The organism is Sphingobacterium sp. GVS05A, from assembly GCF_019969845.1.
GTDB lineage: Bacteria > Bacteroidota > Bacteroidia > Sphingobacteriales > Sphingobacteriaceae > Sphingobacterium.
This window is the reverse complement of the sequence record NZ_JAHXYR010000003.1, coordinates 563,763-578,166: the sequence shown is the minus strand read 5'-3', so window position 1 is coordinate 578,166 and position 14,404 is coordinate 563,763. Positions and strand designations below refer to the sequence as shown.

Below are 14,404 nucleotides of genomic sequence, written 5' to 3'. Positions count from 1 at the left end.
CTATTTAATTCCCCAATTCCAATTGGTTTCTTACTAATTCGAAATATTTCCCTTTTGACGCCGTAAGTTCAACGTGTGTTCCCTGTTCAACAACATTTCCCTTTTCCAATACGATAATATTATCGGCATTTTTGACGGTGCTAAGTCTGTGGGCAACAACAATTACTGTTCTTTTTTGAAAGAAACGGTCAAGGTTTTCAATAATTACCTTTTCATTATTGGCATCGAGCGAATTGGTCGCTTCATCCAAAAATATAAATTCAGGTTCCTTGTACACTGCACGGGCAATCATCAGACGTTGTCGTTGTCCCTGACTCACTCCTTTACCTGCTGTACCAATTTTGGTCGCCAAACCAAAGGGTTGCTCCGCGATAAATTCATTTAGATTAGCAATTTCAATCGCAGTATCCAACCGCTGCTGGTCTGGAAACTCTTCGTTGACAGTAATATTACGTTCTATTGTATCTGCATATACATAGTTATCCTGTAACACTGCTCCGCATTTATCTCGCCAAAGAGAGAAATCAAACCGCTCTAATCGTTTTCCACCGATGAGAATTTCCCCCTCTTCGTATTCATAAAACCGTAATAGTAATTTTAGAATAGTCGTTTTCCCACTTCCACTGGTTCCTACAATGGCTGTGGTTTTACCGGCGGGAAAATTCAAGTTCAGACGATTGAAAATCGGTTCGTTTCCAGCACCGTAGTAGCGAAAAGTCAGATTACGGATCTCGATATCCTTTTTCTCCGGCAAATTGTCCAGATAATCCTTTTTCACATCTTCCTCGTCTTCCGTTTCATAAATTTCATTAAGCCGTTCCATACTGATCTTAGCGTCCTGAAAAGATTGCATAAAACCGAGTAACGATTCCACAGGGCTACTGACCATTCCTACGATATATTGAACAGCCATCATCCCCCCAAGTGTCATATCACCATCAATAACTGCCTTAGCACTGATAAAGGTGATAATTATACCTTTTGTCTGATTGATGGCCATAGAACCAATAGATTGGTATTGGGACAGCGCCAAGCTTTTTACCTTAAATTTGAAAAGCCTTGCCTGCAAGGCCTCCCAGCCCCAACGTTTTTGTTTCTGCGCATTATTTAATTTTATGTCTTTGATACTCTGGATCATCTCGACCATATAAGTCTGATTTTCAGATGATATCTTAAACCGCTTATTGTCCAATTCGCGTCTATACTTCATAAAAAACAGGATCCATAGCGTATAAAGTATAGTTGCCGCAAAGAATACCAAAAATATGATTTTGTTATAAACAATAAGCAGAGCCCCAAAGATCAGCATATTCACTATGGAAAACAGTGTATTCAATGTACTTCCGGTCAGGAAAGATTCGATTCGTTGTTGATCGGCCATGCGCTGCATCAGATCTCCATGTGTTTTTATATCAAAGAAGTTCATCGGTAACTTCATGATTTTTATAAGTAGATCCGTCAGAATCGAGATATTTACTCGTGTACTGATATGCAGCAAAATCCAGGATCGAATAAATGATACGGCAGTACTACCGACAAACAGCATTAATTGAGCGATCAGTATCAGGTTGATAAAGCTGATATTTTTGGTATTAATTCCTATATCAACGACAGACTGTGTCAGGAATGGGGTGACCAATTGCAAAATGGTACCTAACACCATACCTAATATCAGTTGGGTAAAAAGACGTTTATACTTATAAAAATATCTAAACATCTTCCCCCATTTTAAGGATAGGTCGGGCTCCTCCTCATCAAGTTGGTAAAACTCAGGACCTGGGCTCAAGACCAATGAAAGACCAGAATGCAGTTCTTTTGCCGAATACCAGTTTTGCACAAATTCCTTACTGTCATAAGTAACAAGTCCAAGTGCAGGATCCGAAATGTAATATTTATCCCGTTTTACTTTATATAGTACAACAAAATGGTTCTGGTTCCAATGCAAAATACAAGGAAGTTCAATTTCCTGAAGCTGTTCTAGTGTCAATCGAACGCCATAGGTTCGAAAACCAAGTTTTTCAGCAGCTTCACTTATTCCCAACAAGTTAACTCCGGTATTTTTTGTTTGACAGAGTTTACGAATTTTATGGATAGATACAGACTGGCCGTAGTATTTAAAGATCATACGAAGGCAAGTGGCACCACAGTCCATCACATCCATTTGTTTATAATTGGGAAATTTAGAAATCACGGTTAAGTTATTATTGATATAAAACAAAACAGCACTTAAGAATTAGCAAAATATATGTTTAGATAAAAACAATATATTGATACTAAAAAGCATCATAAGCACTACGATAAATATAAACTTTTTTTCATAATTATCGTTTAGCAAAATACTTTTTAGGATAAATTGGAAAGAGAACAGAGATATCAATAATTTAAGTGACATATCTACTTTGGCTAGATCCGACAGTAGTCGAAAGTATTATACAGGAGGCTGAAGGCCTGAAAAAATAGTTCTGCGAGAACCTTTAACAAAGAAAGCCTCCCAATGGGAGGCTTTTTAGCTTTAAATGAATTTCTGATTTTTATCTCATTAGATTCAATCGTATTGGCAGCGTATAGGCAATACGCACAGGCTTCCCTCGTCGCATTCCCGGTTTCCATTTCCCTAGTTTTTTTACGACACGTATACCTGCTTCTCCGGTACCAAAACCCAAATCCCGCTTGACCTTAATATCCTCGACCTCGCCAACTTTATTAATGACAAAATCTATCTCCAAAATACCGCTTACACCATTCTTCATGGCCTCCTTTGGGTAGTCAAAATTATTTGCAACAAAAGTCATCATCTTGTATGTTCCTCCCGGATACTCTGGATTGACTTTATATATTGTTGAATCATATTGGATAATAGCGCCATCCTCCTTTGTTAAAGTACCTGATAGTAACCGATCCTGATTATAGTTTTCTACAAAGGACTCTTGCCCGGCCCTTCCTTTCCACTCTCCCTCGCGTAAATTATTAACAATTTCACCTTCTTCATACTCCTCTTTTCCATCTACATTAAAGCGAATACGTCCATTTCCATTTTCCAATGTCTTGTTCTGAAGAGAATCATAATATACAATATAGATCGGTTTTTTAACCTGCAACTTCTTTTTGTAAAGTTCACTAGGATAAAAAACCATCATTTTCAACTTATTATTGGGATATAAGTAAAATGCAGAATCCACGAGCTCTCCTTCATCGGTAAAATTCTCTAAGCTCTTCAGTGTACCATTTTCATAGAATTCATATTTCTTACCTTGAAATTGGAATGGGCTACGTGCATTCTTACTGACACCGTTGAGTTTGACAGAGTCGTTGCGCAGATAATACTCCTCAATTCGATAGATTTTATCTTTGCCCTTGGCATCCACATGGACTGTCCTTAAAAAATAGGCCGAATCTTTTTCTTCTGTTTCATCACCATCTTTTTTATGATATGTGGTAAAGGCGATTTGTGCTGAAAGACTCAATCCACAAAGGTTGAATAGAAGAAAACAAATAAGTTTCACCGGAAAATGTAAATAATACTTCATAATGAGTGTTAATAATCAAGACAAGTATAATAAATCCGAATAGTATATAAATAATATGGGGGCAATATTTTTATATTATTTCAGCAGCAAAAAAATAGCCACATCATCACGACGTGGCCAAAAATAAACATATGAATTTAATTAAACAGTTGCTATTTGTATGAGTTTACTGAACTCGCGACTTTCCAGCTTCCGGCTTCATTTACCAAGGTAACCAGATCGGTTTTCGTAAATGTTTCGAATTTCATAGTAAGCCGTGCCACCATATAATTTTCGGATTCCTCTAGGATCTCCGTATTGGTGCTACAGTTCAGTTTTTCACCTTTTTGTTTTTTCAAAAAAGAAATTACTTCTGAACGTGTATTGGTACGTCCGGTTTCGCCTTGAACCTTTTGACTAAAATCGGAAGCGAATAATTGTTCAACACCCCCCGATACACCTTCCGTCATCACAGATAGATAGCTATCAATAGCCAAGTCTGCGGTGGATAGGTTCAATGTTTTACCAGGATTACCGGCAGCCATGGTACATGTTGATACTGCGATCAAAGCAGCTGCTACAAATGTCTTTACTAAAGTTTTCATCGTTATAATTGTTTTTAGTTGTGATGAAGCTATCAGATTTATTCATTTCTTATTTACTGAATAAATCATGATGGTTTCATAATCGTTTCTACTTTATATTGTTAGTTTTTATTGTCTCTTTCCTAGTAGTCGTAGGGATGTGGATTTTGTTGCAACATTTCCTTCAACTTTCATTCTTTAATTTTTCTCTTATTGGCAACGAAGCTATCATGAACAAGAAATCCGAACTTTTATTTGTAAGTTGGTATAGCTCATGATGGTTTCTGATTCAAAATTAAGACAACTCAGCCTGCGATTTTATTACATTTAGACTAACCTTCGGAAAAAGTCGGTGAATGAGGTGGATGGGGCGGTAAAAATACAATAAGCATTATGGCTGATTATTAAGAAAGCAAATGGCAATGACAAATATTGCAATTTTCCAACCACTATCTTGTAAATAAGTTATGGGCAAATTCACCAATAAGAAAAACTTATTTTCTATCGCTGGCACAAATATATTTATAGCTCGATAACGTTCTGTGCTAGAAAAGCGGTATCCATATCGTTATTAACAACTTGTGGATAACTCAAAACATCTTTTAATCGCTCTCCAATAACCATCTTTTAAACTCGTCGATCTTATCTTTAGTGATTACAAGCTGTTGTTCTATTGGATAGCTCAACTCCAATTTAAAGTTCTTTTTCGGCATTAACATCATACCCTTTATAATACTACGACGTACTAGATCCCATCTCGATATCTGATAATACACTTTGCGAATCTTTATAGAAAACCTACTATTTCCCTTCGATAACATCGATGTTTGGTGCAATTTGTTTTAATTTATCAATGAATTGGGTTGGATTTTCTGGGTCAACGAATATATCATCAATCTCATTATAATGCAGGATCATTCCCCTCCTATAGGGCCTTAAAACTGTGAATCGCATCGATCCAAACCAAAACGCCTTATCAGCTTCCACTTTACGAATAGAGTTGACGTCAACAGACTTTGTTCCCCAAATACTCTTTATAAACAGTTTATTATCTTCAATCCAATAACGTTTAAAGAAGAAGGTGAGATACCAGGTTAATACAAACACGGCAAACAACAATAGTGCACCCGAGTAAAGTCCCTTCTCCATACCACCATAGGATATCATGGCAATAAATATAATCATTCCTGCCCCCCAAATATAACTACCGAAGGGTATGTGGGTATTAAATATTTCTTTCATAACCAATAGTTTGATAGCTCAATTATTTTTTTTCCAACATGCCAAAGCTTGCCTAATGGTGGGTGGGAACAGATGATACACTTCACGATATTCCTTAAAATCTTCTTTAGTATTTGCTTGAATTTGATAGATATCGACAATCACCTCATTCTCTATATTATTTTTCATAAAATCTATTTCTGCCTTTAGCAGCTCTGCCTTAACATTTGTCAACCAGTTTCTTGTTAAAAGTGTCTGCAATCGATCTGCCTCTTGCAATAATTTAAGATCATTATAATGTATTGCTACTTGCTGAAGACTGTCTTTTTGATATCGATTTTTAGCCTTATAACGATCCACCAATGCTAAGTATTCATTATAGATCTTGTTGTTTTTCCCATCGGAAACAACTGCTATTTTAATTGATTCACCACCATCCTTAGCTAACAATAGTTCTTCTAGTTCCGCTTGTTGATAGGTATTGTCCAGTAACAGTTTATAATTATTTGACTCTTTAGTATCCAACCAAAATGTGGTAGACATATAATATCTTGGTGTACCGAGTTCAGGTTGACGAGCAAATCGTTCAATCTCCTGCGGCTTCACAATATCTCTATCCCACGAAACAATAAGTTGATAAATTCCCTTGGGTAATGTTCCGATCTGGTGATTGATATTTTCGGAACAAATTGTATCAGAAAAGGTCTTAATACCCGTATGCATATTATATACATCGATATAAAAAGTATCTTTTAATGGAATATTTCCGCGAAGGTATACTTGATCTGGTGTACCACATCCAACTAAAAAATATAAGATAAAACCTAATAGCAATTTGATTTTATTGTTCTCTAAAATGGAAGTATTTTTCTGCTGTAAATACACATATTCATTGATATAATGGATCATAATACAATAATATAAAACGATTTTTCTCTTAACAGACATCAAAGCAGTAACATATCAGTAAGAAACAATAGGACAATTTAATATAATACCCCACGATACTTTTTATTAAAATACCGCAGGGCTTATTATATTAAAAAAACTGTCATCTTAACTTTAGTAGACGAAAGAAAAATAATAATTAGGATCTTCTACACTTGTAAACTGTATTCCTGACCCAAAATCTTTATCCGTTATAAATGAGAGTTTAAAGTCATGATTTATCATTTTTTTAAAGAATGTAGCATTCATGTAGGGCACCATAATTCCCCCATTGTTTGTTGTGTTCTTAATAGATAGAAAACGTATCGTGCCTTTTTCGAGGTCAATGGAGTAATTCATTAAATAACCACCAATATATCTGGTATTACCCTGATAAATATAGCCATCCATTGTAATGATTTTCTTTGCATCATTAAAATTATAGAAAGAATCTCCAACTGTGAGATTATATCCACTAGTTTTCGATAAGCGCACATACTCATTCCAATCTACCACATAACTTGTGGACCAAGTTTTTAAAGGTAGGGAGCTAGCATAGCTGTAAACACCTGGTTGGAACATATCAGTAATTGCTGTTCCCAATTTATACTGCGGCGGTAATAAATAATCATTCGATTTTTTGATAACAAACGTTTTACCCGATACAGCATGTAGCGTATAAACTCCGCTTTTTTCCGTAATCTTTGAAAACTTCTCACCATCAAAGGTTGAATCACTAAGCAGTGTCATATTTTTATCCAGATTATAAAAATATGGAATCTGTATACTCTCCACTTTGCCATCGATCATTGCCATTAGATTAATTTGTTTTGCAGAAGTATTCAGTGTAAACTCACAGTTTGCTTTATTCAGCATAACAATGTTTATTCCATCTTCAAAATAGGCATTCACATCATTGATACTAGCCAAAAGTTTTTTGTTTAGATAGGCAGTCTGTTCTTCCGCTGTGGCCTTTACCAATACAAGCGGTTTTACAAACTTACGTCCTTGGAAAAACAAAGTATCGCCGTGTGTTTTAACATAATCGTACTCATTATCACTTCCATGCCCCTTCCCGGCCACTCCTCCATAAACACTAGGGTCAGGATCCTGTAACATCGTAATGTAGTTATACGTGTCAAAAGACAAGGTCGCATACATAATCTGACGTATGCGATAAGTAGATTCTTTTGCTTCGGAAGCGGTCGTTTCGTTTAGATCTGCGATCATTTTTAACCGATCATTTTTATCAAACTGAATATAAAAGCCATATCCACCTTTAGATATTTCTGTGGTTGTATAAGCTTTCCAACCGTAAGGAGCGTCTACCAAGGTCTTTTTTACATACAACAGCGTATCGGATATCCGTTCATCGGGATTACCGAATATAAGATCCATTTCTTTTGGTTTGCTACAACCGAAAGCCAATAGGACCAAAAACATTAAATAAAATATCTTTTTCATAATTTAATACTTCCTCAAATTTACTTTGCCCATGAATGTTGCATTCGGATCTTTCGTATCCTTCAAAATCAAAAGTTGCAGATATTCGCTCGGATTAACCGCTAAATCAACTTTTTTCCAGTCGGTGGAAAAACTGGTGCTGCCCAAATAATCAATCAGGGGTTGAGTATCTTCCAATACCCAACCTATGTTTCCGTTATTATAAATCGTTCCGGTCCCCTGTGTAGCGGATTTAGCAATTTTAAATGTATTATCTGGATTCTTTACAACATCAAAGTCATAAGCCGCAGTATAGGTTACACTATTATCACCAAATCCGATGCTTAATGTCGCTTTTGTTGCGGATACAAATTGGAATGTCATGGATTTTGTAGTCCACCCACCAAGCTCGTCCAAAATCGCCATAAATAAAGATCTTTGTTTGCTGGAAATCGTATTTTCCAATCCCCAGGTATTCCGGATATCCCAATCTAAAGAACCAACGTAATCGTTGCTCAGTGCTGTTGTAGCAGAATAACGGGTTGACTTATACTTTTCAGTCATGACACGTTGAAATTCAATTTGTAACTGGGTCACATCGATATTAAAATTTTGCATCATGTAATCTCGTACAATCGCTTCCTTCTGCTTAAACTTGGGATAAGCGTCCTTTCCACTATCATATGCAAAATCATCATAATAAAGTTGACCTGCGACAATTAAGTGAGATAAGACTTCCGCAAAATCTTCCCCGATCGACTTTCTCGAATAAGGAGTGATAAAGCCCAATGATCTAGCCTTTGCTTGATCATTCTCCTGAGCGGTCCAATTTGAATAATAATCTCCCGCACAAACTTTCCCAAACTCAGCAGGGATAAATCTCATTTGGTTAAGGATATGTGTAAATTCGTGATGGATGACCTGAAGATTTCCGCTTATAGCGTTGGGATTTGCCGCATCAAAATTATTGATTCCATACAAAGTAATACGTCGTCCACCATCCGCAGTTCCTCCTTTGACAGAGCCATCCACATCGTAGTCACCGGATCCAAATAAAGCAAACTGTTTAGGCGTATACGTTTTTATAAAAGGCACCCCCCCTATTTTTTTATAAACATCCAAAAATCCATTAATAACCACATCCATTTGTGGAATAACCTTGGATTCGTCTGCTGGTGCTATATTTTTATTGATATCATGCATATTTCGCTGATACCGATAAACTACTTCAATATTATATGGATCGGTCAGATTCTTTGTTATCCATTCGTCAATCGCACCGGGAACAAAGGTGTCATAATTTTCAATTTTTGAATTAAGCTTTTCCTCTTTTACGCAGGAATATAAACTGGCGATCAGACCGACTATTATACATGTTTTTGTTATCGTTTTCATAAAATTACCTTGTATTTTGTTCAACACCTGACAATATTGCTTCTTGTGGGATCTGGAAAACACGTCGTGGATCATCTGGTTTCAATTCGATATAAGATTCACTTTCATCATTGGCAATAACAAGATGTTTTACTGTTATGCCTTTACGAATAATATCGAACCAACGTAATCCCATCGACATGAAACCAACCTGCTTAAATTGCAGCACGGTTTGAATAAGCGCTTCCTTATCGTCTTGAACTCCAAAAAACAGCTTGGACTTTGCAGCTGTTACAGCATGATTTGTAGGGTTATAATTTTCAATTCGGTTGCTCGCCATCAAATTCATATCGGCAATACCAGCTGCATTATTTCCCAGTTCCAAATAAGCCTCAGCTCGATTCATCAGCGCCTCATCTGTAATTAATACCGGGACCATAAGCATAGGATATCCCGTATTTGCAGTTGCATTTGTTACGTACCAAAACTCCTTCCAGATATAAGTAGTATAGTGTGGAGCACCATAGGAGACACCGAAATTATAGAACCTGGCTCCAGCAGCAGTTGTACCATTATAAATATTCTGGAACACATTTATACCCATGGCATAGCGGTTATCCCACCAACGTTGATAACCACTGTAAGTTTCATTGATCAAGAGGCTATAGGGCTGATCTGCTTTGGAAAAGACAGTATGCACCTCTTCGAAGGTCATTTTTTTGAAAGTGGAATTATAGGGGATTAATTTCCCTGCAAAGTTTCCGCCCGCAAAAATTTTGTTGGCATTGTCAACTACTTTTTGCCATTCGCCCGTAAACAAATAGAATCGTGTTGCAAAGGCATGGGCTGCAGCTGGTGTAAAATGGTATTTGGGTACATTCCATTCTGCAGGATTTCCATCCAACAGCGCTAAGCCCTCTTCCAAGTCCTTGCGAATATTATCATAGACAGACTTAACGGTTCCGCGGTCATATTTTTTGATTACCACAGTCTCTGGTTCGGTCACATAAGGAATTCCTGGAGAGGTATTTTCCTCTGGTTTTTTATAATCATAAACTTTCGCAAAGAAATTGACCAGCATAAAATGCGCATATGCCCTTGCCACCAAAGCTTCGCCTTTGAACGCAGCAATCTCTTTTCCGAAATTATTAGTTTCAATCGCTGCCAAAGCATGGTTAGCAGCAGCGATAGCTTCATAACAATTATTCCAGTAACTATTTGGACTATCTGTATCACTGTTGTTGATATCTTGCCAACGGTATAATGAAGGAACTGGCTGATATAGTCCGCCTACACCTTTATCTTCCACATTATCTGAATAGGTTTCGGCCATAGCAAGATAATTACCAAAAGGGTAAGCTGAGGTAATCAGTCTTTTGACTTTATCAACGGTATTAATCTCCGCCCGCATATCCGGTTGCTGATCCAGATACTTGTTACAACTGCTGAGTAGCACGGCAGAAGAAATGAATAGATATTTAAGATTTGTAAGTTTCATAATTTAATCGTTTAGAATCCCAATTTTACAGATAGAGTTACTTGCTTTGGAACTGGTAAGGCTACCCCTCCATTGTTATAGAACTCAGGATCGACTCCATTTAGCTTTTTATCCGCATAAATCAACCAGAGGTTATTTCCCACCAAATTTACTTGGGCAGTCCTAAATTTAATTTTGTTGACGACCGATTTGGGAATATTATATCCGACAGAAATTTGCGATAGACGGAGGTAATCTCCTTTTGCAATACGCTCCGATGAATAGTTGTAGGCATTGTATGAGTAAACCGATGCCGTACGGTTACCGGCTGCATTTATAACGTCAAATTCGGACGTTAATCCATCGAGTGCCGACGGAATTACGGTTAAATACTCGTCGCCTTTATAAATAAAACGATTGATCAATTCCCTCGACACATTATACATATCCAAATAAATCGGTGAATAATTAGGCTGTAAACGGACCATATTGCCCAAACCAAATTTCAGCAAAAAGGAAAGGCTAAAGTTTTTGTATTCCAATCGGTTGTAGTAACCTCCCGCAAGCGTAGGATCCACTGGTCCCTCGTACTTCAAGAATTCCGTTTGAGTGTCCTGAAACCAAAAATAGGTTTCTCCTGGGCTACCATCCGTACCTATATAAGTTGGATAACCTCCATTAGCCGCCAATTTATCAAAATCCAACGAGTACAGACCTCTATGCGGTTTGCCGACCATTGCCCCACCTTCACCAGAAATCAGATCCCAAATATTACGGGTTACATTTAGCTTGGTAATCTTGGTTTTGTTAAAACCAAGCGTAAGTTGTGTCCTCCAGGTAAATCCATTTGGATCTCTAAATGGGAATCCCCCGAGCTGAATATCAACCCCATGGCCTTTCATATCGGCATAATTGGCTAATTTTTCAAATTGCCCACCTATCCCTGAAGTGCGAATTGGCCCAATTAAATCAAATATATTACGCCTATAATAGTCAAAATTCAGATCAATACGATCATTCAAGAAACCTAAATCTGTACCAATATTAAGTTCGTACATCTTTTCCCAGGTCAGCTCTGAGTTTTCCAAACCATCGATATTGATCTTGCCTTCTTTTTCTCCATCATAAGGTCTATAAGTAATAGCATTATAGAAAACGGCCGAAGAATTAGATGCATTTCCCATATTTGCAACTAGGCCATAAGTTCCCCGTAATCTAACACGTGACAAGATTTTATTTTCTCTATTAAAGAAGTTTTCTTGATCGATATCCCATGCTCCGGAAACATTCCAGGTAGGTAGCCACCTCGCCACATTGGTACGCCCCATTTTATTGGATCCATCATAACGGGTGGTGAAGTTAAATGAATACTTATCCTTATAATTGTAAGCACCGCGCAAAGCATAAGCCAATTTACGATCATAAGTATAATCCATTGCAAATGGTGCATCGCCAGATTCAATCTGTTTCTTATAATACCGATATGCTGGTAGCACCAGATTGCCATTGCCATACTCTATTCCCGGCCCATTAAAATCATGACTCTGTTTATCTGCATACTGCAGTTCGTAGGTCCCAAATAAGTTCATGGTATGGTCATTCCACTTTTTGTTGAATTCCAAATTGTGTCGCATATAATAACTGATCATATTGTTATTGGCCACATTAAAGAATCCTCCATTGGGCAAAATCACATATTTATCGGTATTAGGGAAATCTGGATCTGCATACAAAAATCTATTTCCTGCATTTACGGTTTGATCTTGATTTGCACGATAGGCTTTAGAAAGGTTGGCATTCTCCGTGATCATATGTTGCCTTTCGGAATTATAATACCGATACATTCCATTGGCAGAGTAGGTCAAAGAGGGTAAAATTTTATACGTTACACCTGCCTGAACTTTAATATCCATCAATTTAAGTTTGATATAATTATTATCAAGTTCATTGAAGATATTAAATGGAGCATAATCTCTCGTAAAATATTCGCGGTCACCATTTTCATCGTATGGTGTAATAATACGGCTGGTATTTAATGCATAGGAGTAAGGATTGATATCAAAATCCCGGGAATAGCTACCATAAACCGCATCAGAATTTCGATTTAAAGTCCCCGGAGTACGTTGATCGCGGATATTTCCCTGAAAAATAAATTCCGTACTCAACTTATCATTGATTTTATAGTTATTACGAATGTTAGCCGTAAAACGCTTTGCTTGGTTACCGAGCGTATAACCAGGATCATTCATAAAACTCGTTGAAGCGTAGGTCTGAGCCTTTTCTGTTCCTGTGCTCATACTTAACGAATGATCATGCACAAAGCTGTTTTTGAACAATAAATCAAACCAATCTGTATTTACATTCGCATAACGTTGTAAGAAATTATAACGAGAGGGAGCATCATTTCTGAGTTTGAAAGAATCGCTGCTTGGGTCATACTCATACATTAGATTGTACATTTTGGTAAATACCCCCCCTGTTCCAGCTCTCGAAACCTGAGAGTGATTGAGATACCCCTTGTTTTCCATATCAATGACCAACTGCATCTGCTCAGCAGAATTCATGATATCGAATTGATTATAATTGGGTTTAATATAGGTTGTAAAGTTTCCAGAATAATTAAAATGTACCTGTCCTTCTGTATTTTTACCTTTTTTAGTATTCACAACGACTACACCATTCATCGCAGCAGCACCGTACATCGCAGTTGCGGCGGCATCTTTCAAGACAGTGATCGACTCAATATCATCGGGATTTAAACCCGCAACAGAAGATCCTAGTAAGGTATTTGCATCACCTGTTGATAAGGCTTCATTGGAGATATTGACAGCCTCATCCAAGATAACGCCGTCTATTACCCATAATGGTTTATTATCTCCGGTTAGAGAAGTGGCTCCACGAACTCGGATTTTTGGAGCGGCACCAAATGTACCAGACACGTTCTGAACGGAAACACCCGCTGCTTGTCCTTCCAACATCCGAGAAACATCAGGAACTCCGGCGCGTTCGGCTTCTTTCGCATTTATTTTCGTGGAAGCTCCCGTAAAAAACTTACGATCAAGATTTTGGTATCCCGTTGCAACGACATTCACCTCCTCCAGTGTACGATCTGCTGGTTCTAATGTGATATTGATATCTTTTTTTCCTCCAACGGCTACTTCTGTACTCACAAAACCAACATACCGAATCACTAAGGTAGCAGTAGATGAAGCGTTAATTTTAAAATGACCAGCTTCGTCCGCTTGAGTAGAAATTGATGTTCCTTTTACAGTCACTGTAGCTCCACTTAACCCCTTCCCATTCTTATCTTTAATAGTACCTGTGACAGACTGTTGTTGAAGCTCTGTAAAGCTGCTGTTATTAATTTTTGAGTTGCTATTGACAGAAATCGTATTGGCAATGATCTTATATTCAATATTATTATTTTTTAATACTGCATTTAATGCTTCTTCTACAGAAGCATTCTTGACATTGACAGAAATCCGCGCTTTAGCATTTAAGTTCTCACTGTACAGCACACGTAGGTGAGACTGTTTGGAAATAGCAGACAGCGCTTCTTCAATTCGTGCATTTTTCATGTTTAAAGTGACTTTCTGAGCTGTACCTTTCGCGTGTACGCCTGTCACAAATGCAAATAAAAGACATGTACTAATTTTCATAATACGTAGGGGTTTGCAAAATCGCGGATCTTGAGGGATCAAGAACCACTTTTTGCCAAATGGTAAGTTATTCATACATTTACATGTTTGTGGTTAATTGGGGTTTTTAATTGTTACTTCTAATTTAGACCTGGTTATCACATCTTTTCTGAACAGGGATGCGCCAACATTCCTGTTCTCTTTTATTAGGTCATTTGGTTTAGTTATTAATTT

At 37.3% G+C, this 14,404-nt stretch carries 9 protein-coding genes; all 9 read right to left on the bottom strand.

Going from position 1 to position 14,404, the window contains the following annotated elements; translation table 11 throughout:
• Nucleotides 1-4 precede the first annotated feature (4 nt).
• The 9 genes from LC454_RS10000 to LC454_RS09960 all read right to left on the bottom strand — a co-directional run bounded on the left by LC454_RS10000 (nt 5) and on the right by LC454_RS09960 (nt 14,191).
• Complete coding sequence (locus LC454_RS10000; RefSeq protein ID WP_223581969.1) at nt 5-2,191, bottom strand: peptidase domain-containing ABC transporter; 2,187 nt, start codon at nt 2,189-2,191, stop codon at nt 5-7.
• Nucleotides 2,192-2,531: 340 nt separating this feature from the next.
• Nucleotides 2,532-3,527, bottom strand: a complete 996-nt coding sequence (locus tag LC454_RS09995) for an energy transducer TonB (protein ID WP_223581967.1) — start codon at nt 3,525-3,527, stop codon at nt 2,532-2,534.
• A gap of 152 nt (nt 3,528-3,679) precedes the next feature.
• Nucleotides 3,680-4,111: a nuclear transport factor 2 family protein gene (locus LC454_RS09990; RefSeq protein WP_223581965.1), complete on the bottom strand. Its 432-nt coding sequence runs from the start codon at nt 4,109-4,111 to the stop codon at nt 3,680-3,682.
• A 780-nt stretch (nt 4,112-4,891) separates the two neighbouring features.
• Nucleotides 4,892-5,332: a PH domain-containing protein gene (locus LC454_RS09985; RefSeq protein ID WP_223581963.1), complete on the bottom strand. Its 441-nt coding sequence runs from the start codon at nt 5,330-5,332 to the stop codon at nt 4,892-4,894.
• Nucleotides 5,333-5,350: 18 nt separating this feature from the next.
• Nucleotides 5,351-6,220: a hypothetical protein gene (locus LC454_RS09980; RefSeq protein ID WP_223581961.1), complete on the bottom strand. Its 870-nt coding sequence runs from the start codon at nt 6,218-6,220 to the stop codon at nt 5,351-5,353.
• A gap of 153 nt (nt 6,221-6,373) precedes the next feature.
• Nucleotides 6,374-7,702 (bottom strand): DUF4302 domain-containing protein, encoded by a 1,329-nt coding sequence (locus LC454_RS09975; RefSeq protein WP_223581959.1) that lies wholly within the window; start codon nt 7,700-7,702, stop codon nt 6,374-6,376.
• A 3-nt stretch (nt 7,703-7,705) separates the two neighbouring features.
• Nucleotides 7,706-9,076 (bottom strand): substrate import-associated zinc metallohydrolase lipoprotein, encoded by a 1,371-nt coding sequence (locus LC454_RS09970; protein ID WP_223581957.1) that lies wholly within the window; start codon nt 9,074-9,076, stop codon nt 7,706-7,708.
• A 4-nt stretch (nt 9,077-9,080) separates the two neighbouring features.
• A complete protein-coding gene (locus LC454_RS09965; RefSeq protein ID WP_223581955.1) occupies nt 9,081-10,553 on the bottom strand; it encodes a RagB/SusD family nutrient uptake outer membrane protein in 1,473 nt (490 codons plus the stop codon).
• Between the two features lie 11 nt (nt 10,554-10,564).
• Nucleotides 10,565-14,191 carry a SusC/RagA family TonB-linked outer membrane protein gene (locus LC454_RS09960; RefSeq protein WP_223581953.1) on the bottom strand — a complete coding sequence of 1,209 codons (3,627 nt, stop codon included), beginning with the start codon at nt 14,189-14,191 and terminating at the stop codon, nt 10,565-10,567.
• Between the last annotated feature and the right edge of the window lie 213 nt (nt 14,192-14,404).